This window comes from Microbacterium halotolerans (genome assembly GCF_003569805.1).
Lineage (GTDB): Bacteria > Actinomycetota > Actinomycetes > Actinomycetales > Microbacteriaceae > Microbacterium > Microbacterium halotolerans.
Genome location: NZ_KZ984054.1, coordinates 215,576 through 236,291 on the forward strand (window position 1 = coordinate 215,576; position 20,716 = coordinate 236,291).

21 protein-coding genes are annotated in these 20,716 nt (G+C 68.3%); 13 read left to right on the top strand and 8 right to left on the bottom strand.

The annotated features are described in order from the left end of the window. Nucleotides 1-6: 6 nt before the first annotated feature. The 11 genes from DZG09_RS14670 (at nucleotide 7) to DZG09_RS14720 (ending at nucleotide 12,328) form a co-directional block, all read left to right on the top strand. Complete coding sequence (locus tag DZG09_RS14670) at nucleotides 7-1,389, top strand: GntP family permease (RefSeq protein WP_119698477.1); 1,383 nt, start codon at nucleotides 7-9, stop codon at nucleotides 1,387-1,389. Between the two features lie 11 nt (nucleotides 1,390-1,400). After that, nucleotides 1,401-2,171, top strand: a complete 771-nt coding sequence (locus DZG09_RS14675) for an SDR family oxidoreductase (RefSeq protein WP_119698478.1) — start codon at nucleotides 1,401-1,403, stop codon at nucleotides 2,169-2,171. An 11-nt stretch (nucleotides 2,172-2,182) separates the two neighbouring features. Then, on the top strand, nucleotides 2,183-3,217 hold the full coding sequence (locus tag DZG09_RS14680; RefSeq protein WP_119698570.1) for a zinc-binding dehydrogenase: 1,035 nt from the start codon (nucleotides 2,183-2,185) through the stop codon (nucleotides 3,215-3,217). A gap of 1 nt (nucleotide 3,218) precedes the next feature. Continuing rightward, nucleotides 3,219-4,748, top strand: coding sequence for a gluconokinase (locus DZG09_RS14685; RefSeq protein ID WP_119698571.1), 1,530 nt, complete (start codon nucleotides 3,219-3,221; stop codon nucleotides 4,746-4,748). A gap of 311 nt (nucleotides 4,749-5,059) precedes the next feature. Then, nucleotides 5,060-6,289, top strand: coding sequence for an ROK family transcriptional regulator (locus DZG09_RS14690; protein WP_119698572.1), 1,230 nt, complete (start codon nucleotides 5,060-5,062; stop codon nucleotides 6,287-6,289). Beyond that, the gene (locus DZG09_RS14695) at nucleotides 6,286-7,146 is read left to right on the top strand and encodes an ABC transporter permease (RefSeq protein ID WP_240424073.1); all 861 of its coding nucleotides are present in this window, start codon (nucleotides 6,286-6,288) and stop codon (nucleotides 7,144-7,146) included. Before DZG09_RS14690 ends, DZG09_RS14695 begins: the two co-directional genes overlap by 4 nt. Next, nucleotides 7,146-7,955 carry an ABC transporter ATP-binding protein gene (locus tag DZG09_RS14700; protein WP_119698574.1) on the top strand — a complete coding sequence of 270 codons (810 nt, stop codon included), beginning with the start codon at nucleotides 7,146-7,148 and terminating at the stop codon, nucleotides 7,953-7,955. The genes DZG09_RS14695 and DZG09_RS14700 overlap by 1 nt, the downstream gene beginning before the upstream one ends. Nucleotides 7,956-7,957: 2 nt before the next feature. Beyond that, nucleotides 7,958-8,962 carry an aliphatic sulfonate ABC transporter substrate-binding protein gene (locus DZG09_RS14705; protein ID WP_119698479.1) on the top strand — a complete coding sequence of 335 codons (1,005 nt, stop codon included), beginning with the start codon at nucleotides 7,958-7,960 and terminating at the stop codon, nucleotides 8,960-8,962. A 4-nt stretch (nucleotides 8,963-8,966) separates the two neighbouring features. Next, the gene (locus DZG09_RS14710) at nucleotides 8,967-10,478 is read left to right on the top strand and encodes a sulfatase family protein (protein WP_119698480.1); all 1,512 of its coding nucleotides are present in this window, start codon (nucleotides 8,967-8,969) and stop codon (nucleotides 10,476-10,478) included. A gap of 110 nt (nucleotides 10,479-10,588) precedes the next feature. After that, nucleotides 10,589-10,975 carry a Rossmann-fold NAD(P)-binding domain-containing protein gene (locus DZG09_RS14715; protein WP_205529196.1) on the top strand — a complete coding sequence of 129 codons (387 nt, stop codon included), beginning with the start codon at nucleotides 10,589-10,591 and terminating at the stop codon, nucleotides 10,973-10,975. Nucleotides 10,976-11,080: 105 nt separating this feature from the next. Then, complete coding sequence (locus tag DZG09_RS14720; protein WP_205529197.1) at nucleotides 11,081-12,328, top strand: MFS transporter; 1,248 nt, start codon at nucleotides 11,081-11,083, stop codon at nucleotides 12,326-12,328. Between the two features lie 23 nt (nucleotides 12,329-12,351). On the opposite strand, the gene DZG09_RS14725 is transcribed toward DZG09_RS14720, so the two are convergent. Beyond that, the gene (locus DZG09_RS14725; protein WP_162893338.1) at nucleotides 12,352-13,785 is read right to left on the bottom strand and encodes an HNH endonuclease signature motif containing protein; all 1,434 of its coding nucleotides are present in this window, start codon (nucleotides 13,783-13,785) and stop codon (nucleotides 12,352-12,354) included. 103 nt (nucleotides 13,786-13,888) lie between these two features. On the opposite strand from DZG09_RS14725, the gene DZG09_RS14730 reads away from it, so the two are divergent. Together DZG09_RS14730 and DZG09_RS14735 are read left to right on the top strand one after the other, a co-directional pair. Then, nucleotides 13,889-14,605: a YqeB family protein gene (locus tag DZG09_RS14730; RefSeq protein ID WP_119698482.1), complete on the top strand. Its 717-nt coding sequence runs from the start codon at nucleotides 13,889-13,891 to the stop codon at nucleotides 14,603-14,605. Next, on the top strand, nucleotides 14,574-15,173 hold the full coding sequence (locus tag DZG09_RS14735) for a TetR/AcrR family transcriptional regulator (protein ID WP_119698483.1): 600 nt from the start codon (nucleotides 14,574-14,576) through the stop codon (nucleotides 15,171-15,173). Before DZG09_RS14730 ends, DZG09_RS14735 begins: the two co-directional genes overlap by 32 nt. A gap of 48 nt (nucleotides 15,174-15,221) precedes the next feature. Here the strand turns inward: DZG09_RS14735 and DZG09_RS14740 are convergent, their stop codons facing one another. The 7 genes from DZG09_RS14740 to DZG09_RS14770 form a co-directional block, all read right to left on the bottom strand. Then, the gene (locus DZG09_RS14740; protein WP_119698484.1) at nucleotides 15,222-15,623 is read right to left on the bottom strand and encodes a hypothetical protein; all 402 of its coding nucleotides are present in this window, start codon (nucleotides 15,621-15,623) and stop codon (nucleotides 15,222-15,224) included. Nucleotides 15,624-15,715: 92 nt separating this feature from the next. After that, on the bottom strand, nucleotides 15,716-16,417 hold the full coding sequence (locus DZG09_RS14745) for a RibD family protein (protein ID WP_119698485.1): 702 nt from the start codon (nucleotides 16,415-16,417) through the stop codon (nucleotides 15,716-15,718). After that, a complete protein-coding gene (locus tag DZG09_RS14750) occupies nucleotides 16,414-17,385 on the bottom strand; it encodes a lysylphosphatidylglycerol synthase transmembrane domain-containing protein (RefSeq protein ID WP_162893339.1) in 972 nt (323 codons plus the stop codon). The genes DZG09_RS14745 and DZG09_RS14750 overlap by 4 nt, the downstream gene beginning before the upstream one ends. Then, the gene (locus DZG09_RS14755; RefSeq protein ID WP_119698487.1) at nucleotides 17,382-18,194 is read right to left on the bottom strand and encodes a small ribosomal subunit Rsm22 family protein; all 813 of its coding nucleotides are present in this window, start codon (nucleotides 18,192-18,194) and stop codon (nucleotides 17,382-17,384) included. Before DZG09_RS14755 ends, DZG09_RS14750 begins: the two co-directional genes overlap by 4 nt. Further along, nucleotides 18,191-19,324 (bottom strand): glycosyltransferase family 4 protein, encoded by a 1,134-nt coding sequence (locus tag DZG09_RS14760; RefSeq protein WP_119698488.1) that lies wholly within the window; start codon nucleotides 19,322-19,324, stop codon nucleotides 18,191-18,193. Before DZG09_RS14760 ends, DZG09_RS14755 begins: the two co-directional genes overlap by 4 nt. After that, entirely contained in the window at nucleotides 19,321-19,722 is a 402-nt protein-coding gene (locus DZG09_RS14765) for a 6-pyruvoyl trahydropterin synthase family protein (protein ID WP_119698489.1), read from the bottom strand. Before DZG09_RS14765 ends, DZG09_RS14760 begins: the two co-directional genes overlap by 4 nt. Further along, a complete protein-coding gene (locus DZG09_RS14770) occupies nucleotides 19,719-20,711 on the bottom strand; it encodes a zinc-dependent alcohol dehydrogenase (protein ID WP_119698490.1) in 993 nt (330 codons plus the stop codon). Before DZG09_RS14770 ends, DZG09_RS14765 begins: the two co-directional genes overlap by 4 nt. Nucleotides 20,712-20,716: the final 5 nt, after the last annotated feature.

The following is a 20,716-nucleotide window of genomic DNA, read 5'->3' on the forward strand; positions in this document are numbered from 1 at the left end:
AATCCCATGACTGAAGAGTGGACTCAGACCCTCGGCGCAGGGCCGCTGCTCGGCATCGCCGCCGGCGCTGTGCTGCTGATTCTGTTCCTCGTGATCAAGCTGCGCCTGCACGCGTTCCTCACGCTGATCCTCGTATCGGTGCTCACCGCGATCGCGACGGGGCTGCCGGTGGGCGAGATCGTCGGCACACTGACGGATGACTTCGGGAAGACGCTCGGCTCCGTCGCCCTGCTGATCGGGCTCGGTGCGATCCTCGGAAGGCTCATCGAGTCATCGGGCGGCGCCAAGGCCGTGGCCGACCTGATGGTCCGGATCTTCGGTGAGAGACGCGCGGCGTTCGCCCTCGGCATCACGTCGCTGCTGCTCGGCTTCCCGATCTTCTTCGACGCAGGCCTCGTCGTCATGCTGCCGATCATCTTCGCCGTCGCCCGACGCATCGGCGGCAAGAACCTGCTGCTGTTCGGCATCAGCGGCGCCGCGGCGTTCTCGGTCATGCACGTGTTCCTTCCCCCGCATCCCGGCCCCGTCTCGGCGATCGAGTTCTACGAGGCGAACCTCGGCCTCGTGCTCCTCCTCGGTCTCGTGATCGCCTTCCCGACCTGGTACCTCTCCGGCTACCTCTGGGGCAAGTTCGTCAACAGGCGCAATCCGATGATCGTGCCGTCCCTGTTCGGAGCGAAGGACGACGACCAGCCGCAGAATCCGCCGAAGCCCGGCACCGTCATCGCCATCCTGCTGGTGCCCATCCTCCTGATCTTCCTGAACACCGGGCTGAGCACGCTGGGCTCCGTCGGCGCCGTCGACCCCGGCGCGTTCTGGGTGCAGGCGCTCATCTTCATCGGACAGTCGCCCATCGCTCTCCTCATCACGGTGATCGTCGCGCTGCTCGTGCTCGGCCGTTTCCGCGGTGAGGACGGTTCGGCGCTGGAGAAGCTGGTCGACGGAACGCTCGGCCCTGTCGCATCGGTCATCCTGATCACGGGTGCCGGCGGAATGTTCGGCGGCGTGCTGCGCGCATCCGGCATCGGCGATGCGCTCGCCGACACGCTGTCCGACCTCGGCCTTCCCGTCATCCTGGCCGCATACGTCATCGCAGTGGTCCTGCGCCTCGCGCAGGGTTCCGCGACTGTCGCCCTGGTGACCTCGGCCGGGCTGATGGCTCCGGCCGTCGTCGCCGGAGACTTCGGTGCGATGGACGTCGCGGCGATCACGCTCGCGACCGCCGCGGGATCGGTGTTCGCCGGCCATGTCAACGACTCCGGATTCTGGCTCGTCGGGCGCCTGATGAACCTTGATGTCAAGACCACGCTCAAGACGTGGACCGTGCAGCAGGCGATCGAGTCGGTCGTCGCGTTCGTGCTGGTCCTCGTCGTCTATCTGATCTTCTGAGGAGGACATCAGTGACTTCCGAACTGTTCGACATCAGCGGGCGCTCCGCGCTCGTGACGGGGTCATCGCGCGGTCTCGGGCGCACACTCGCGCTCGGCCTCGCCGAAGCGGGCGCGCGCGTCACGCTGCATGGACGTGATCCGGATGCGCTGGCGACCGCGGCAGACGAGATCGCCGAGGTCGCCGGTGAGCGCCCCGACACGGTGCGCTTCGACGTCACGGACGCCCGTGACGTGCAGGAGCAGGTCGAGCAGCTCGTCGCCGAGCAGGGCGTTCCCGACATTCTCGTGAACAACGCCGGCCTGCAGCGCCGTGCGCCGATCGGCGAGTTCGCCGTCGACGACTGGGACGCGGTGATCGCGAGCAACCTCTCGAGCATGTTCTACGTCTCGCGCTTCGTCGTGCCCGGAATGACCGAGCGCGGCTCGGGCAAGATCATCAACATCGCGTCCGTGCAGTCGAAGCTCGCGCGGCAGACCATCGCGCCGTACTCGGCGTCGAAGGGCGGCGTCGCGCTGCTGACGCAGGGCATGGCCGCCGATCTCGCCCGCCACGGCGTGCAGGTGAACGCACTGTCGCCCGGGTACTTCGCCACCGATATGAATCGCGCCCTCGTAGAGGACGAAGCGTTCAACGACTGGCTCGTGAACCGCACACCAGCGCACCGATGGGGCGATGTGCGCGAGCTGCGCGGCGCGCTGCTGTTCCTGGCATCCGATGCCTCGAGCTTCGTCTCCGGCCAGAACATCGTCGTCGACGGCGGAATGACGGCCGTCGTATGAGCGCCGGCTCGATGCGGGCGGTGTACATCGACGGCAAGGACCGGATCGCGGTGCGCGATGCCGCCGTGCCGGAGCCGGGCGATGGCGAGGTGCGCATCCGGGTGCAGCAGGTCGGCATCTGCGGCAGCGACATGCACTACTTGTTCGAGGGAGCGAACGGCGAGTACACCGTGCGCGAGCCGCTCACCCCCGGTCACGAGATGTCCGGCGTCGTCGACGTCGACCCGCGAGGCGAGCTTGAGCCCGGCACACCGGTGACCGTGCACCCCGCACGCTTCGGCACCGAGGTGCCCGGCACGGAGGGGCAGCCGCATCTGTGGCCGGGCGGCTCGTACCTCGGCAGTGCAGCGACCATGCCGCACACCCAGGGCGCGATGGCCGATCTGCTGGTCGTCGACCGCGGGATGGTGCGCGTGCTTCCCGACGGACTGGACGCGGCAGGTGCTGTGCTCGCCGAGCCGCTCGGAGTCGCTCTGCACGGCGCGACGCGGGCAGGCGACCTGACCGGTGCGCGTGTGCTCGTCTCGGGGGCAGGCCCTATCGGCTTGCTCGCCGTCGCTGCCGTACGCGCCCGCGGTGCGACGCACGTGACGGCCAGCGACATGCTCGACGAGCCCCTCGAGCGGGCGCGCACCATCGGCGCAGACGCCGTCGTGCGAGTCGGCCGCGATGAGCTCCCGACTGAGGCATTCGACGTCGTGATGGAGTGCTCGGGCGCCCCCGCGGCGATCAGCTCGGCGGGGGCTGCGGTGCGCCGCCGCGGAGTCGTCGTACAGATCGGGATGCTCCCGAGCACGCCGCAGAGCGTGAACCTGGCCCCGTTCATCTCCAAGGAGGTCGATCTGCGCGGAGCGTTCCGCTTCCGTGACGAGATCGACGAGGCCATCGCTCTGCTCGCCGATCGGCCGGAGATCGGCACCGTGGTGACTCATGTCATCTCCGTCGACGATGTGGGCGGTGCCTTCGACCTCGCTCGGGACTCGAGAGTCTCGGGCAAGGTGGCCGTATCGTTCGAAGCGCACGGGCATGAACCGCACGGAGGCTGAGATGGAATCCGCAGACGTCGTCATCGGTGTCGATATGGGCACGACGGCGACGAAGGTCGTCGCGTATCGCGCAGACGGCTCCTCCGTGGCGCAGGCCTCGCACGGGTACCCGTTGGACGAGCCCTCGCCCGGCCGCGCCGAGCAGAGTCCGCACGACATCCTGACTGCCGTGCATCGCGGCATCAGCGACGTCGTCTCCCGGGTCGGCGCCGACCGCGTGCGCGGTGTGAGCTTCTCGAGCGCCATGCACAGTGTGATGGCGCTCGACGCCGACGGCGAGCCGCTCACGCCCGTCGTCACCTGGGCGGACACGCGCGCGGCGGCGCAGGCGGATCGGATCCGCGGATCGGAGACCGGGCTGGCGCTGCATCGCCGCACGGGAACGCCCGTGCACCCGATGTCGCCGCTGACGAAGCTGGTCTGGTTCCGCGAGCACGAGCCCGAGCTGTTCGACCGCGCCGCGGTCTGGGCCGGCATCAAGGACTGGGTGCTGCTGCAGCTGTGCGGCGAACTCGTCACTGACCATTCTCTCGCATCCGGATCCGGGCTGATGGACATCCATCGGCTCGAGTGGGACCGTGAGTCCCTCGAACTCGCCGGCGTCACGGCCGATCGGCTGCCGCGGCTGGTGCCGACCAGGCACGTACTGCGTGAGCTGACCGCGCCGACGGCGGCCGCAACCGGCCTGGACGCGGCGACTCCCGTCGTCGTCGGTGCGGGCGACGGACCGCTCGCCAACCTCGGTGTCGGCGCCGTGCGGCACGGCGTCGCGGCCTGCTCCGTCGGCACGAGCGGCGCGCTGCGGGTCAGCGTCGACCGCCCCAGCGTGGACTCGAACGGCGGCGTGTTCTGCTACGCACTCACCGAGGACCGCTGGGTCGTCGGCGGCGCGATCAACAACGGCGGCGTCGTACTCGACTGGGTGAGGGCGGAGCTCGCATCCGGCTACGCGGAGCTGTCGACTGCGCAGCTGCTCGATGAGGCGATGACGGTGCCTGCGGGATCCGGCGGCCTGCTGATGCTGCCGTACCTGCTGGGGGAGCGCGCCCCGCGCTGGGGCGGCGCGGCGAGAGGCGCGTATGTGGGGCTGACGCGTGCGCACCAGCGCGCACACCTCGTGCGCGCCGCGGTCGAGGGCGTCGCGCTGCAGCTCACGCTCGTGCTCAGATCGATGCGCGCCACAGGTCTGGATATCTCGGAGATCCGCGCAACCGGCGGTGTGATGAAGCACGAGATCTGGCGCCGCACGCTGGCGAGCGCGTTCGACGCGTCGATCGGCTTTCCCGCCAGCCCGGAGGGGTCGGGCTTCGGGGCGGCGCTGCTCGGCATGGAGGCGCTCGGCATGATCGATTCGATCGACGTCGCGGCCGACCTGGTGCCCGTTGCGGATGCGACGAACCCGGATGTCGACGAGGCGGGCGTCTACGAAGAGCTCCGCCCTGTCTTCGAGGCGCTCTACGACGCGCTGCTGCCCGCCAACACCGCTCTCACCGAGCTCGGCGCGAGGCTGCCGCTGGCACACGAGGACTGAGCCGAGATCTGCGCAGACTCGCTGATCGGAGCCGGACTGGCGGAAGCTCCGATCAGCTCCCGACCAGCGCGGCGAGGTTCCGCAGCGACGAGGTGAGCGCCGCGAAGACGCTCGAGGGGGAGGCGTACACGAGTAATTCTGCTTCGTCGGTGCGTCCCATGACCTGAAACTATGCGGGAAGCCTTCGCGGCGCATCGCACGCCCGCAGCCGGTGCGACTCGTCGCCTCGTTCTGTAAATGATCTGACCAAACGAGAGATTCTTTCTGTCGGAGTATTGACGGAAAAATTCGACCTCTCTAGCGTCATGGTCATGTCGACGACGACTGGCGTTCACGCACTGGTGCGACGCACGCACGAGGATCGCGTGCTGTCCGCGCTGCGGGCGGGCGGAGCACTCAGCAGAGCGGCCCTTGCCCGACGGGTGGGGCTCTCGCGCACCACGCTGTCCGAGATCACCGCGAATCTGCTCGAACGCGGTGCGATCGTCGTCGTCGACACCGATGCGCAGACGCGGTCAGGCAGCGGTCGACCGGCCGAGCGGCTCGCGCTCGACCCTGGATCAGGGCAGTTCCTCGGTATCGACTTCGGGCACCGGAGGGTGCACGCGGCCGTTGCAGACGCTTCGCACGAGATCATCGCTGCGGGCGTCGAGCCGTATGACGATCAGACCGGCTGGTCGCAGCGGATCACGTTGGCGTTCGCACTCATCGACTCGCTGTGTCGCGAACACAGCATCCACCTCGGAGCCCTTCAGGCGGTCGGCATCGGCGTTCCGGGTCCGTACTCCGGCACCATGGCATCCGGTGCGGGAGCCGCGCGGAGACCCCACGCCGCACCAGAAGGCGTCGACTCTGCATTCGCAGAGCGATTCGGCGCCCCTGTCATGGTCGACAACAACACGCGGCTTGCGGCTCTCGCTGAGGCGGTGCTCCGGCCAGGCGAGGTTCGTGATCTCATCTACCTGCGGCTGTCAGACGGAGTAGGAGGCGGTCTCGTCGTGGCGGGTCGACTCGTCACAGGGGCGCGCGGGATCGCCGGTGAACTCGGGCACGTCACGACCGATCCCGCGGGTGTCGAGTGCAGGTGCGGCAAGCGGGGATGCCTGGAGACAGTCGCGTCGGTGCCCGCGATCCTCGACCGCTGCCGTGCAGCAGGCATCGCCATTCGCACGCTCGACGATCTTGCGGTCGCTGCGGCGAAGGCCGACCCTGCGGTCGATGTCGTTCTGCGAGACGTCGGTGCAACGGTCGGACGCGTGCTGGCTGCAGCCGCGATGGTGCTCGACCCCGCCGAAGTCGTCATCGGCGGGGAGATCGCGCACATCGCACCGGTGATCGTGGAGCAGGCGGCCGCGACGCTGCGGTACGAGCTCTACTCCGTTCCCATGGCGGAACCCGTCGTCATGCGCGCCGGTCAGCTGCGCGACAGCGACGGTGCTCTCGGCGCACTGGCCGCGACGTTCCACCAGTCACCTCTCCTCGTCGGGTATCCGGAACCCGCGACAGCCGTCGAGGACCAGCCGCAGAGGAGCGCACTGTGACATCCCGGACGACAGCCGTGCCGAAGAATCGGCACGGCGCCCCCGCCGAGATCGTGCCGCGCGGCGGCGGATCGCCTTCCACCGTCAGCGCGCCTCGCGCCCCGATCATGGCGCGTCGAACGAAGATGTGGATTCTCAACGGAGTCTCACTCGTCGCGGGCATCGGCATCTGGTGGCTGATGGCTCTCGGTGGATTCCAGTTCCCGACGCCGCCGGAAGTCGTGGTCGCCGCAATCGAGCTCTGGCGTGAAGGGATTCTGCAGCGCGACATCCTCGCCAGCCTCGCGCGCGTCCTTACCGGCTTCCTCGTCGGGTCCGCCGTCGCGATCCCCGTCGGATTCCTGATGGGCTGGTACACCGTTGCGCGCGGACTCTTCGAACCGTGGATCCAGTTCTTCCGCACCATTCCGCCTCTTGCTCTGCTGCCGCTCGTGCTGGTGCTGTTGGGCATCGGCGAGCTGCCCAAGGTCTTCGTCATCTTCCTCGCGGCGTTCCTCGCCTGCGTCATCTCGACCTATCAGGGTGTGGTGAGCGTCGACAAGACCCTCATCAACGCCGCGACGGTGCTGGGAGCCAAAGACGGCACGATCTTCGCGCGGGTCGTCGTCCCCGCCTCGACACCGTTCATCCTCGTCGGCATGCGCGTCGGACTCGGCTCCGCCTGGGCCACGCTCGTGGCAGCGGAGCTCCTGGCGGCGCAGGCGGGTCTCGGCTACCGGATGCAGCAGGCGCAGCTCTACTACGACCTGTCGACGATCTTCGTCGGCATCATCGCGATCGGCATCCTCGGCCTGGCAATGGACCGCCTGCTGCTGCTCGCCGAGTCGAAACTCACCGGATGGCAGGAGCGACGCTGATGCCAGAAGCAATCTCTTCACGCACGACCTCGCGTGAGACCGCGAAGATCTCCGTGCAGCATGTGCACAAGACGTTCCCGCTGAAGAACGAGGACTTCGTCGCGCTCGACGATGTGTCTCTCGATATCGCCGACAACGAGTTCGTGACTGTCGTCGGACCATCAGGGTGCGGAAAGTCCACCTTGATGAATGTGCTGGCAGGTCTCGAACGCCCGACATCCGGTCATGCTCACGTCGATGGAGTCGAGGTGAGAGGGCCAGGGCCCGAGCGCGGAGTGATCTTCCAGCAGTATGCGCTGTTCCCGTGGCTGACCGTGCGCAAGAACATCGAGTTCGGCCTCAGAGTGGCAGGACTGGGCAAGGCCGAGCGCCGACGCACGGCGGAGCACTTCATCGAGCTGGTGGGGCTGGAGCAGTTCGCGGATGCCCTGCCGAAGATGCTCTCGGGCGGAATGAAGCAGCGTTGCGCCATCGCCCGCGCGTACGCGGTCGATCCATCGATTCTGCTCATGGACGAACCCTTCGGAGCGTTGGATGCGCTCACTCGGGTGACGCTCCAGGAACAGCTTCTCGACACGTGGAGCCGTGAGAAGCGGACGGTGATGTTCATCACCCACGACGTGGACGAGGCCGTGTTCCTCGCCAACCGTGTCGTCGTGATGGCCGCCGGGCCCGGCCGCATCTACGACGTCATCGACGTCGACCTGCCCTATCCGCGCACGGAGGATGTCCGCCTCAGCGCGGAGTTCGCCGAGCTGCGCAACCGTGTGTGGCACTCCGTCTATCACCAGAACCCTCAGGAAGGTTGATCATGCGAACTATCCGATTCATCGGTGCCGCTGCCATCGTCGGCACGCTGGCCGTGACCGCAACGGCGTGCGCCGGCGGCGCAGACGGCACAACGGGAGGCTCAGAGGAGACGATCGACGTATCGTTCGGATTCATCCCTGACTTCAACGGCACGAGCCTGCTTGCGATCGCAGAGGACCAGGGCATCTGGGACGAGTACGGTCTCGAGGTCGAGACGCCGTCGTTCACCAACGGGCCGCTGCAGATCCAAGCGCTCGGCACAGGCGACCTCGACTTCGGCTACATCGGCCCCGGCGCGTTCTGGCTCCCGGCATCCGGGCAGGCGAAGATCGTGGCCATGAACACGCTGGGTCAGGCGGACCGCGTGGTCGCTCAGGCGGGCAACGAGACGATGGATGACCTGCGGGGCAAGAAGGTCGCCGTGCCAGAGGGGACCTCGGGCGATATGATCCTCACGCTGGCGCTCGAGGAAGCGGGCATGACGAAGGACGATATCGAGCTCGTCCCGATGGAGCCGTCGGCGATCGTCGCCGCGCTGTCATCCGGCCAGGTCGACGGGGCCGGCCTCTGGTATCCGGCGCTGGCCACGGTCAAGGAACAGGTTCCCGATCTCGTCGAGATCGCCGACAACACCGACTTCGAAGACACGGTGTCGTTCCCGACGGCCTTCGTCGCGGGCAACGACGTGGTCGCAGACGAGCCCGAGAAGGTGGATCGTGTGCTCAAGGCTCTGCGGGATGCCATCGAGTACCGGGCGGAGAACATGGACGACGCGGTCAGACTGACTGCCGAGTACAACGATCTCGACACCGTCGACGTCGAGGGCGACGCCGCCAACGTGCAGGTGCTCGGACTCGATGAGATCGATCAGCTCACGGCGGACGGCAGCGTCGATTCGTGGCTGACAGGAATGGTCGACTACTTCGTCGAAGCGGGAAAACTCGACGACGCGGTCGATCCTGCCGACTTCTACACCGGCGATCTCTGGCTGGCCGCCGGTGAGTGATGCGATGACGAACCCGTGCAACATCCTGTTCCTGATGACGGACCAGCATCGAGTCGACACTCTCGGCGCGTACGGCAATCCCGCGGGTACGACCCCGGTGCTGGACGAACTCGCGCGAACGGGAACACGTTTCGACCGCTGGTACACCCCGACGGCGATCTGCACACCGGCGCGCGCGAGTCTGCTCACCGGGCAGGCACCGTTCCGCCACAGGGTGCTGGCCAATCACGAGCGCAATGTCGGCTACCTGGAAGACCTCGCAGACGGAACCTTCACCTTCGCAGAGGCGCTGCGTGAGAGGGGCTACAACACCGGCCTGGTCGGCAAGTGGCACGCCGGAACGGAGAAGGACGCCGCCGATTTCGGGTTCGAGGGGCCCGATCTGCCCGGGTGGCACAATCCGGTGGACTCCGAGGACTATCGCCGTTACCTCGCCGACAACGGACTGCCCCCGTACGAGATCAGCGACCGCATCCGCGGCACGCTGCCGAACGGCGGGCCGGGCAACCTGCTCGCTGCCCGGCTGCATCAGCCGGTGGAGGCAACATTCGAGCACTATCTGGCGACGCGGACGATCGAGTACCTGGAACGATTCGCAGACGAGTTCCGCACAGGGGCGCGGCCGTTCTTCCTGGAACTGAGCTTCTTCGGGCCGCACCTGCCGTACATCCTGCCTGATGAGTACTTCGATCTGGTCGATCCAGCCGAGATCCAGCTGCCCCGCTCGATCGCTGAGACCTTCGCAGGCAAACCGCCGGTGCAGGCGAACTACAGCGCACATTGGACGTTCGACACGATGCCCATCGAGACCACGCGCAAGCTCATCGCGGTCTACTGGGGGTATGTGGCACTCATCGATCGGGAGATCGGGCGGGTGATGGATGCTCTCGAGCGGCTGGGCCTCGTGCAGGACACAGCGGTGTTCTTCACCGCCGATCACGGCGAGTTCACCGGTGCCCACCGCTTGCACGACAAGGGGCCGGCGATGTACGAAGACATCTACCGCACCCCGGGACTGCTTCGGATACCCGGCGGGAAGCCCGGACAGGTGCGCACCGAGTTCGTCAGCCTGCTGGACTGCACTGCGACGATCCTCGAGCTGGCGGGCATCGACCCGGCGCCCGCGGTGGACTCGCGCAGCCTGGTGCCGCTCGCACGCGGCCACGACGTCGCGTGGGAGGAGGACATCGTGTGCGAGTTCCACGGGCATCACTTTCCCGTGCCGCAGCGCATGCTTCGGGAGGACAGGTACAAGCTGGTCGTCAACCCCGAGTCGGTGAACGAGCTCTACGACCTTGTCATGGACCCTGATGAGCTGATGAACGTGTACGGGCATCCGGAGATGGTCGAAGTGAGGCATCGCATGATGCAGCGGCTGTATCGGCGGCTCCGTGATCGCGGCGACAAGTTCTATCACTGGATGACGACGATGTACGAGGTGGGGGAGGTCGACCACGATCCGACTCAGTCAGGGCTCGATGAGACGACGTACGCGAGCAGCGGACAGTTCCCGTGATCCGAACGAGCCACCGTCTCGTCGCCCGGACTGCGCTCAGCGCAGTGCTCCGGCACCGATGACCGACAGCAGGCAGAGCTTCTCCTGGCTTTCGCTGCCGGGCGTCGCAGGTGAGCATCGCTGCAAGCCGTGGAACGATCAACTGGGTCGACCCGTCGTGGGAGCGGTCGTACGACGGGATGCGCGCGTACCGGCAGTCGAAGATCGCGTTCGGCCTCTTCGGGCTGGAACTCGACAGACGATCGGCTGAGCACGGCTGGCAGCTGACGAGCAACCTCTCCCACCCCGGCGTCGCCGCGACGAACCTGCTCTCCGCCCGCGAGGATCTCGGTCGCCGCAAGCAGACGCCGGGACGACGCATCATCGGAGCCATGTCAGCGCGTGGCATCCTGCTGGGAAGTGCGGAGAGCGCCGGGCAACCCGCGCTGTTCGCCGCAACCTCCGAGCGTTGCGCATTCCGGGCGATGCAGCCGTGGCATAGGATGAACGCATCATGACGCGCGGACAGCTCCTCTCCTGCCGCTGCGGGGCCTACTGACGGCAGGCCGGCCCGCAGCGGCGTTCGTCGGTGCCTGCTCCTCGTCGTCCTCTGGAGCATTCGCGTGTCCGTTTCGACCGAATCCGCCGCGCCGCACTGGCGCATCAATCTCATCGTGTGCGCTCTCGGGTCGTTCACGACGATCGTCGGTATGACACTGATCCTGCCGATCCTTCCGCTGTACGTCCGTGATCTCGGCGTCGACGATCCGGCCGCCGTCACCGCATGGTCCGGTATCGCGTATGCGGCGACGTTCCTCACGGCAGCGTTGGCCGCGCCGCTGTGGGGCTGGATGGGGGACAGGTATGGGCGCAAGCCGATGCTCGTGAGAGCCAGCCTCGGCATGGCCGTCGCGATGTCGCTGATCGGGTTGGCGCAGGACGTCCACCAGCTCGTCGCCGTCCGACTGCTCGTCGGGCTGCTGGGCGGCTATGCATCCGGATCGACGATTCTCGTCGCGGCGCAGGCACCGCGGGAGAGGTCGGGCTGGGCGCTCGGCGTGCTGTCGTCGGCGATCATGTCGGGGAACATCGTCGGTCCGCTGTTGGGCGGTGCGATCGCTCAGGTCTTCGGCGTGAAGCTCGCCTTCCTCAGCACCGGCGCGCTGATCTTCGTCGCGTTCATCGGCACCGCGGTGTTCCTGCGCGAAGACCGCCCCGCTGCAGCGAAGGCGAATGTCATCGCAGCGGGCGGACGCGGCGAGTGGCGGGCGATACCGCGCAGAGGGACGATCGTCGCGCTGCTGGGGCTGTCGGCACTGCTGATGTTCGCGACGATCTCCGTCGAGCCGATCATCACGGTGCACATCGAACGCCTGACCAGCGGTACCGAACACGTCGCCGTGTTCGCGGCGGTCGTGTTCTCGCTGACCGCTCTCGGCACGATTCTCTCCGGGCCATGGCTGGGTCGATTGGCCGATCGTGTCGGGCACCTGCGCGTGCTCACCTGGAGCCTTGTGGCGGCGACCGCGCTGCTGGCCCTGCAGGCGGCAGTGCCGGAGCTGTGGTCGTTCGCGGCGCTGCGCTTCGCAACCGGTCTCGCACTCGGCGGCATCACTCCGACGGTTGTCGCCACCATTCGGCGACTGGTCCCGAGCGCGAGCGTGGGACTCGTGCTCGGATACAACGTGTCGGCGCAGTACATCGGCCAGGTGACAGGGCCCGTGCTCGCGGGCTTCATGGGCGGCACGCTCGGCACGCCGTCGGTGTTCGTGGCAACGGCCGTGCTCACCGCTGTCGGCGTCGTATCGGTCATGGTGCTCAGACGTCGGATACCGGCACCGGCTGCGCGGGACGATGCGCGCATGGGCTGAGCCGACGAGCGCCGCTCTGAGTCTCAGAAGGGTGCGGGTGCGGGGTTGCGTTCGCGTCTGTCGTGTGTGTCGGGCATGGGGGTGCCGTTGGCGAGTTCTTCGCTGTCGACGAACCTCACTGAGGGTTCGGGCTTGTCGCGGTAGGCGCGGCCGGTGGGGCTGGTCCATTCATACACTCCGGCGGCGGTCTGCTTCGCTTTCCACGGGGAGTGATGTCGCAGCGTGTGGTGGTGTCGGCACAGCGCCCCGAGGTTGGTGACGGTGGTCTCGCCGCCTCGGGCCCAGTCTGTGGTGTGGTCGATGTCGCACCGCCGGAACGGCCGGTCACAGCCCGGGAACCGGCAGTGCTCGTCCCGCGCCTGAAGGAACCGACGCTGCTCCGCGGTGGGTTTGTAGCTGTCGGCGGCCAGCAGTGCCCCGGTGTGGGGGTGGCGGAACACGCGTTCCCATACCGGTGCTGTGTCTGCGAGAGCGCAGAGGATGTCGGCGGGGAGCGGGCCGTGCCCGGACAGATGCCCCGGCTCGTCGTTGAGATCGGTGAGGGCCTGGACCGGGATCGTGACCTGCACCGTGGCGCGGATCTCGTCGAGGATGTTCTTCCCCGACGCGTCGGCGACATGGTGCGCGGTCGGGGCACCGGTGAGGATCAGATCCGCCGCGACATCGGCACAGATCTCTCCGAATGTGCGCGGATCCTGCTCCACTCCGGGATCGGTCTCGCCCGCAGCGGTGGCGGCGTCGGCGTGCTGTCGGTCGTTGTCGCGCATCACCGTCCTGGCGATCGAGGCGACGCGGTCTTCCATCCCGCGCACAGCGGTCGCATCGCCGATCACGTGCAGCTCCGCGAGGTGCTCGGACAGTGCCGTGGTGAACACGACCCGTCGGCGCCGCTCGGCACGGGCTCGTTCGTCCGGGCAGCGGGGATCGAGCTGCTCAGCCACACGGACACAGTCCGCGGCGAACCCCGGCACGGACCGTGTCGGGCACGCGTCCTGCAGCTCCAGCACCCGCTCCTCATACACGTCACGGACCTCACCACGCAGCCGGGTGCCGGCATCGACGATCGCCCGCGCCCTGTCCTGCCCGATCGTGGCGTCCTCGACACGGGCGAGTGTGGCGGGGAAGCTCTCGTGCAGGAGGTATGCACTCGACAGGTCGGCCTTGGCACGGAACCGGGTCACGCCCCGCACCAGCGCGACCTCCGCCGCAACGGAACGGGCCGGCATGTCATCCACCGGACCGCTGCTTACTGGTACCGGCGGCCGCGTCCCCCGAGTACGGAGAGCACGCCTGCCCTGCACGACCGCGATCCGCATCAGCTCCGCCGACGCCCGCGCCCGCGCAGCCTCCGCCACCCGGACAGCCCTCTCCGCAGCCTCGATCTCGCCCAGCAGCGCACGCGAGCGCTCCTGTTCCTCCACGGTGGGGAACCAGATCGGCGGCTGCTTCATCGACATACCCAGATCGTCCCACCGACCTCCGACATTCCACCCGGACGGCCCGTCGCCGCGATCGGACTGGTGGATCTTATTAATGGAGTGCATGCTCTATTATTGAGAGATGAGTGAGACATCGTTGCGACAGCCCGCGGCCATCCCGCTCGGATTCGGGTTCGCGGTCCTGATAGCCGGGGTCGGGCTCGGGATCGCTGGGCCCGTCCTCGCGGCTTGGCTGGTCGGTATGTTCGACCTGTCGCCGCTCCCGACGCCCGGTGTGCTGCAGGTGGTCTCCGGTCTGCCGTGGGCCTGGTCGATCCCGATCGGTGCGCTCCTCGGCGTAGTCGGTGGAGTGCTTCTCGCGCTGAACGTCGTGCGCGAAGGGCTGCGGCTGACCGTGGCGACCGATCACATCGAGTATCGGCAGGAGGACCGCGAGGGGTGGATCGAACGCACTGATGTGGCCACGATGTATCCAGACGGACACTACGTCGTCGTACTGGACCCTCGTGAGCGCATCCGGCTGCGGTTGAATGCCGACGGAGTGAACCGAAGGGCTCTCGCGAGCACGATGCGCGAATACGGCTATCCGTGGCTCGACCAGGATCCCTTCGAAGGTGACTATGCACGGTGGGTGGATGGCAAGCCCGGCTTCACTTCGGGTGAGCACCAGCTCATCCGCGAATGGCGACGGAAGCGTCGGAAGAACACCGGCAGGATGGAAGCGGAGGAGGCGCTGCGTGCGGCAGGCCTCGTGGTCCGCTACCGCGGGGAACGAGTAGAGGCTCGTAGAGCGGGAGGGATGAGTGATGGCGCGGACCGTCGATCCGCGGCGTCATGAGGAGCGGCGGCTGCACATAATCGATGCCGCGTTGACCGTGATCGCCGCTCGCGGGTACGAGCGTGCCACCACGGCGGCGATCTGCCGGGAAGCACGGATCGGCTCCGGCACCTTCTTTCATTACTTCCCGGCCAAGGTGGACCTTCTGCTGGCGATCCTGGAACTCGGTGCCGATGACGTCGCTCAGCTCCGTGCGACGGTCGAGGACATCGAAGATCCGCTGGCTGCGATAAGCAGGATCGTCGATCAGCTGATCGACGACGCGAGCGATCCCCGTCTGGGGGGCTTCGTCCGTGCCGTCGCCGCCGTCATGACTGAGCCGAAGGTGGCCGCGGCGCTGGAGGCGGACGAGCGGGCGCAGCGTGAGCTGCTGTTGGAGTGGCTCGCCCGGGGACAGCGCACCGGGCAGGTGCGCACGGATCTGTCGGCGGAACGACTGGTCTCTTGGGTGCGGTTGCTGATGGACGGGTTCCTGGAGCAGATCGCCGCTGACTCGGAGTTCACGGTGGAGCAGGAAGGCCCCATGCTTCGCGAGGCAGTGCGGGGCGTCCTGACCGGATTCGTGTAGACGATTGGTGTCCGAGCGTGTGCATCACATGGTGGGTGAGGTCGGCGCTCAGGCCCGGTCGGCGCGCGACGAACGGAACAGCATCGCCGTGGTGACGGCGAGCACCACGACGCCGATGGATTCGACCACCACGGTGTGCGGCGCGAGCGTGTCGCTCCACGAGGTGCGGATGCCGAACAGGCCGACCGTGAGCGCGGTCAGCAGGGCGCCGAGGGACGCGATCATGAACAGCAGGCCGAGCACGGCCGCGAGCCGCAGCATCGTGCCGCGCAGCACGAACAGGCCGATGCCGAGTGCGATTCCCGCCACCGCATTCAGCACGAAAGTCACGCCGAGGAATCCACCGGTTCCGATCAGCACGAGGAACAAGTGGATTCCGCCTGCGGCGATCAGGAGCAGGGCGCTCGCGTACTGCGCCACGCGTTGCGCGTTTCCTCGGGCGCTGGACATCTGCGTCCTCCGTCGGTTGCGACAGTTCCGGTCGGTATCAGGATATCGCTGCAGCGCCCGTCCGGCCAGAGGGTGAGCGAACGACGAGGCGGTCACGCATCGCAGCGATCGCTCAAGCCGTATCGGAGCAGCACCACGTCTCCGTACGGTGTCGACTCGATCAGCCGAGCACGGCGATCCGGAGCCCACGGGAACTCCGCGTCGCAGACGAATCGGGGTGCACGGCGATCTCCGATGAAGAACGGTGCGACGACAAGGTGCAGCTCGTCGACGAGCCCGGATGTCAGGAACTGGGTGAGCACGCGCCCGCCGCCCTCCACCATCAGCGAAGCCACGCCGCGTTCGCCGAGGTTCCGCAGCAGCCCGGGAACCGACACATCCGCACCGAGCCCGACCACGGTCGCCAGCGGCAGGCGGTGACGGAGACGTTCGGAGAGCCGGTCGGGGCAGTACACCAGTTTCTCGGCGTCGCCGGCGGTGAAGAACCGCGCGCTCGGGTCGAGATCGCCGGTGGCCGTCACGGTGACCTTGGTGGGGTTCGGGCCTCGACCTGCCTCGGTTCTGCGCTGACGCCGTTCCTCCGCGCGCACGAGCAGTCGCGGATCGTCGAGACGGACGGTCCGCGCGCCGACGAGGACTGCGTCGTGCGCGGCGCGCACCTCGTCGACGCGATCGAAGTCGGCATCGCTGGACAGCGCGAGACGTGGTGGGGACGCGGTGTCGAGGTAGCCGTCGAGCGACATGGCCGCACTCGCCGTCACGTACGGTCGGGAAGCGTTCTGCGCATGAGTCATGGCCCCTGGGCTCCTCCGTAGGAAGCGGGTCCGTGTGCGTGCCGACCGCGCACAGCGCCGACGAGCAGAACGAAGGCACCGGGCACGACAGCGATCAGCACCAACAGGCCGAACGCCGTCGATGCGGCCACGCCGGCCGCGGCCGTGAGGCCGACCGTATGGAACACCCAGCCGACCACGCCTTCGCGCGGCCCCCAACCGGCGATGTTCGTCGGGATGGCCGCCCCGAGCAGCGCAACCAGCGAGATCCCGATCAGCTGCGGGAACGGCAGCCGTATGCCGACAGCGGAAGCGGCCACGGCGAACAGCGCGACATGGCACGCGAGCACCGTTGTCGAACTCACCGCGATCTGCGTGAGCGCACCGCCGGAGCCGACGCCCTTGCGCAGCTGTGCCCATTCGCGCCGGATGATTCGGCGCCCGCGACGGACGACGGACATCGCACCGACGATCAGCGCCACGACCACAGCGGCGATCGCCATCACGACGAGTACGGTCGGACCGAAGGCGGGAGCTGTCCAGATCACGACCGCAGCGGTTGCGGCGGCGAGCGCGACCTGGCCCGCCAGGCGTTCGATCGCCACAGCGCGGGCGGCCTGGGCCAAGCTGTCGGCGTCAATCCCGTGCGCGACAGCGCGATGGACATCGCCGAGCACGCCACCGGGGAGCACAGCATTGAGGAACTGCGAGCGGTAGTACAACGCGATCGCACTCGGCAGCGAGATGTGTGCGCCGAGGCGCTGCGCGATGACGCGCCACCGCCATGCCGATGCGGCGGTGGCAGCGGCGATCAGCCCGGCCGCGGCCGCGGCCGACGACACATCGATGCTGAGCAGCCCGCGGGCGAACGCCTCACCACCGACTCGCCACACCACCGCGGCCAGGATGGCTGCTCCCGCGATCGGCCGCGCCCACACTCGCACCCGCCGTGAGCGCACCACGGCGGCAGTCTGCGGGAACCACGTCATCGCGGCCATGCCATCAGATCCCGATGGTGAACGTCGACGGACAGCGCCCCGGCGCGCGCCTGCGCGGTGCGTCGGGCGCGGTAGCCGGCGGCCGCGGATTGCAGCTGAGGTCCCTGCTCGACGGCCGCGTCCGTCCATCCGGCCAGCCACTCCGCCAGCAGCCTCGGCGCGTGCCCGCCGAGGCGCCACGGCGTGTCGGCGACGCGGACCTCCCACCCGGCGCGGTCGAACAGCGCGCGCGCCCGATCGACAGCTGTCGGGCCGAGCAGGGGCACCCCGGCGTGCGCGCGCTGCTGGTGCGCGTTGAACGCCGCACGGAGGTCGTCGTCGAGCGGGTCTGCGGGCGTTACCGCGACGTCGCCTGTCACGGTCAGCGCGAACAGCACTGGAGCGCTGGCCGCGACGCAGCGGGACACGACGGCGCGAAGCTCGTCCTCAGTGAGCACATCCAGGAGGGCCGATGCCGTGATGAGAGAAGCACCGCGCAGGTCCTCGGGACCCAGATCATCGAGCGCACCGACGTGCGTGGATACGGAGACGACGGATCCGTCGTCGTCGACGGGTCGTGGGGCGCCCGCGACGCGCCGCAGCAACCGGGCGTCCCGATCATGCAGGTGCCAGCTCTGCGGCCCTGGCAGCATAGGTGCCAGCCAGCGCATCATCGATCCGGTACCTGAGCCGAGATCATGTGCGATGATCGGCGCTCCGTGAACCTGGGAGGCCAGTGCTTCGGCAAGTGCGGTCGAACGTGCGCGCGCATCCTCGGGCTCGCGCACGGCGAGCCACCCGCTGCTGAACGTCGGGGTCATGGTGAGTCGCTCCGCTCGGCCGCGGCGGTGAGCGCCGCAGCGACGTCCAGCGCCGTGTCATCCCAGCTGCGGGTGGTCGATCGGGTCCGCATCGCGTCACGGGCGACGGCGGCGCGGGTGCTGTCGTCGGACCACCATCTCTGCAGTGCTCGTCGCAGGGCGTGCGGATCATCCGGTGGAACGAACATCCGGCCGGCGTTGGCGGCGATCGCTTCGGGGAGACCGCCGGTGCGGGCGGCGAGTACCGGGATGCCGTGCGCTGATGCCTCGGCCGCGGCCATCCCGAAGGGTTCGTCGCGCGACGGGGCGACCAGCAGGTCCGTCGCCGTGAACTGTTCGGTCATTCGGCGCCCGGTGAGCACGCCGACGAACCGGATGCGGTCGCGCAGGCTGGAGGCGTCGACCTGGTCCCTCAGAGCGTCGGAGAAGGCGGGGTCGATGTCGGACGAGCCGACGAAGGTGCACTTCCAGCGCTGTTCGACCTCGATGCCCGCCAGCGCGCGCACCAGGATGTCCTGCCCCTTGTGCGGGGCGAGGGGACCGACGCACAGCAGTCGTTCGCCCCGCGGGCCCGGCTCAGCGGGGCTGACTGCACCGGCGACGGCGGGACGGGCGATGACGACGCGGTCGACAGAGACGAAGCCGAGGGAGACGAGGGCGTCGCGAGTCCAGCGGCTGGTGGCGACGACGCCGCGTGCGGCGCGGAGAGCGCGGCGTTCGCCGTCGATGACGGTCTTCGATGCGACAGCGGCAGAACTCTCCACCATGTGCGCGAGAACCACCACGCGCAGCCTGGTGGTCTCCCGCGCGAGGGCATGGGCGGCACGGCTGGCGAGCAGCCCGTCGACGAGCACCACCGTTCCATCGCGCATGTCCCGCAGCGCCGATGACATGGCCGCGTCGCCGACGTCGACGCGGTGCAGGTATGCGTTCCAGCCCTGTGCCTCGAGCGCGTCGTGGACCGCGAGATCGTACACGTTCCCGCCGCTGATGCGTGCCGTATCCTCCACCCAGGCGGGCACGACGAAATCGACCGCGCCAAGAGAGTCCGCGTGGTGAGCGCCGCCTGTCGGCGTCTTCTCGGAGTCGCCTGCGGTCTCGGGGGCGAGCGCGGCCCGCGTCCCGTTCACAGCTGCCTTTCGAAGCTCGCCCAGGCGATGTGCGATTCGTGCAGTGTGACGGCGATCATCGTGAGCAGCCGTCCCTCGGAGCCGAGTGCGCCATCGCCGACCCGTTCGGCGAGGGCATCCGCGACGACGCGGCAGAGGTGCTCGGTGGTGGTGTTCGCCCCGGCGAACCTCGGATCGTCGTCCAGGTTTCGGTTCGTCAACGAAGATGTGATCTCGTGCAGTGCCGAGGCGGCTCGTCCGATGTCGACGACGACGCCGTCGGCGCTCAGCTCGGAGGCTCGGAAGGACGCGTCGACGATGTAGGTCGCCCCGTGCAGGTTCTGAGCGGGCCCGAACACCTCGCCGGAGAGGCTGTGAGCGATCATCATGTGATCGCGCACGGTCACGGTGAAGGTCATGGTGCGTCCTTCCAATCGATGGTGCGGCACGGACCCGTGCCGCCGCGTCCAGACGTCCCGTCGGCGAGAGACGCCATCACCTCCGGCAGCTCGCGCCAGGAGGACTCGGTGCCCAACAGCGCGTCGAACCCGCCGTCGCGCAGCAGGCGCAATGCGAGGGCGAGCCGATCACGGCGGGTTCTGCTGCCTCGTCGTGACGACGAGACCGCGCCGACCTGCGAGGAGCGGATGGACAACCGCCGGGAGTGGAAGTCGCTGCCGAGCGACACGGTGACGGGCCGGTCGCCGTACCAGCTCGCCTCGATCACCGTGCCTTCCTCCGCCACCGACTCCAGGGCGAGCTGCAGACCGGAACCGCTGCCGCTGGCGTGGATCGCGATGTCGCAGTCGCCCGGCACCGCGGCGGCTTCGGCGAACCTGACACCGAGCCGCGCTGCAGTGCCCTGCCGCATCGGATCGATGTCGACCAAGGTGACATCCGTTTCCGGGATGGCGCGAAGCAGTCGCGCGATGCAGCAGCCGATCGTTCCCGCACCGATCACGACGATCCGGTCGCCGATGCGCGGTGCCGCGTCCCACGCCACATTCAGCGCGGTCTCCACCGCTCCGGCGAGCACGGCGCGGCGCGGCGGCACGCCCTCTGGGAGGGGGAACACGGCGTCGGAGGGAAGGACGAACGCGGACTGATGAGGATGGAGAGCGAAGACCGTGCGGCCGACGAGATCGGGGCGCCCGTCGATCACCACACCGACGCTCTGATATCCGTACTTCACCGGGCCGGGGAAGTCGCCCTCTTGGAACGGCGCCCGCATCCGTTCGGATTCTGCGGCGGGAACCTCACCGCGGAAGACGAGCGTCTCCGTTCCCGCGCTGATGCCGCTGAACTGCGTGCGGACGAGCACATCGTCTTCACCGACCGACGGCAGCGGCTGCGTCCGCAGCGCCCCGACGCGTGGCTTTTCGATCCAGAATGCGGCGGCTTCCTGCACGCGTC

What these genes read in the sequence shown, in the direction of transcription:
- DZG09_RS14750 (WP_162893339.1), bottom strand. Translation starts at nt 17,385, where the DNA reads ATGACGTGGTTCCCGCAGACTGCCGCCGTGGTGCGCTCACGGCGGGTG.
- DZG09_RS14705 (WP_119698479.1), top strand. Translation starts at nt 7,958, where the DNA reads ATGCGAACTATCCGATTCATCGGTGCCGCTGCCATCGTCGGCACGCTG.
- DZG09_RS14745 (WP_119698485.1), bottom strand. Translation starts at nt 16,417, where the DNA reads ATGACTCATGCGCAGAACGCTTCCCGACCGTACGTGACGGCGAGTGCG.
- DZG09_RS14765 (WP_119698489.1), bottom strand. Translation starts at nt 19,722, where the DNA reads ATGACCTTCACCGTGACCGTGCGCGATCACATGATGATCGCTCACAGC.
- DZG09_RS14735 (WP_119698483.1), top strand. Translation starts at nt 14,574, where the DNA reads ATGGCGCGGACCGTCGATCCGCGGCGTCATGAGGAGCGGCGGCTGCAC.
- DZG09_RS14725 (WP_162893338.1), bottom strand. Translation starts at nt 13,785, where the DNA reads ATGTCGATGAAGCAGCCGCCGATCTGGTTCCCCACCGTGGAGGAACAG.
- DZG09_RS14670 (WP_119698477.1), top strand. Translation starts at nt 7, where the DNA reads ATGACTGAAGAGTGGACTCAGACCCTCGGCGCAGGGCCGCTGCTCGGC.
- DZG09_RS14680 (WP_119698570.1), top strand. Translation starts at nt 2,183, where the DNA reads ATGCGGGCGGTGTACATCGACGGCAAGGACCGGATCGCGGTGCGCGAT.
- DZG09_RS14690 (WP_119698572.1), top strand. Translation starts at nt 5,060, where the DNA reads ATGTCGACGACGACTGGCGTTCACGCACTGGTGCGACGCACGCACGAG.
- DZG09_RS14685 (WP_119698571.1), top strand. Translation starts at nt 3,219, where the DNA reads ATGGAATCCGCAGACGTCGTCATCGGTGTCGATATGGGCACGACGGCG.
- DZG09_RS14730 (WP_119698482.1), top strand. Translation starts at nt 13,889, where the DNA reads ATGAGTGAGACATCGTTGCGACAGCCCGCGGCCATCCCGCTCGGATTC.
- DZG09_RS14740 (WP_119698484.1), bottom strand. Translation starts at nt 15,623, where the DNA reads ATGTCCAGCGCCCGAGGAAACGCGCAACGCGTGGCGCAGTACGCGAGC.
- DZG09_RS14700 (WP_119698574.1), top strand. Translation starts at nt 7,146, where the DNA reads ATGCCAGAAGCAATCTCTTCACGCACGACCTCGCGTGAGACCGCGAAG.
- DZG09_RS14755 (WP_119698487.1), bottom strand. Translation starts at nt 18,194, where the DNA reads ATGACCCCGACGTTCAGCAGCGGGTGGCTCGCCGTGCGCGAGCCCGAG.
- DZG09_RS14710 (WP_119698480.1), top strand. Translation starts at nt 8,967, where the DNA reads ATGACGAACCCGTGCAACATCCTGTTCCTGATGACGGACCAGCATCGA.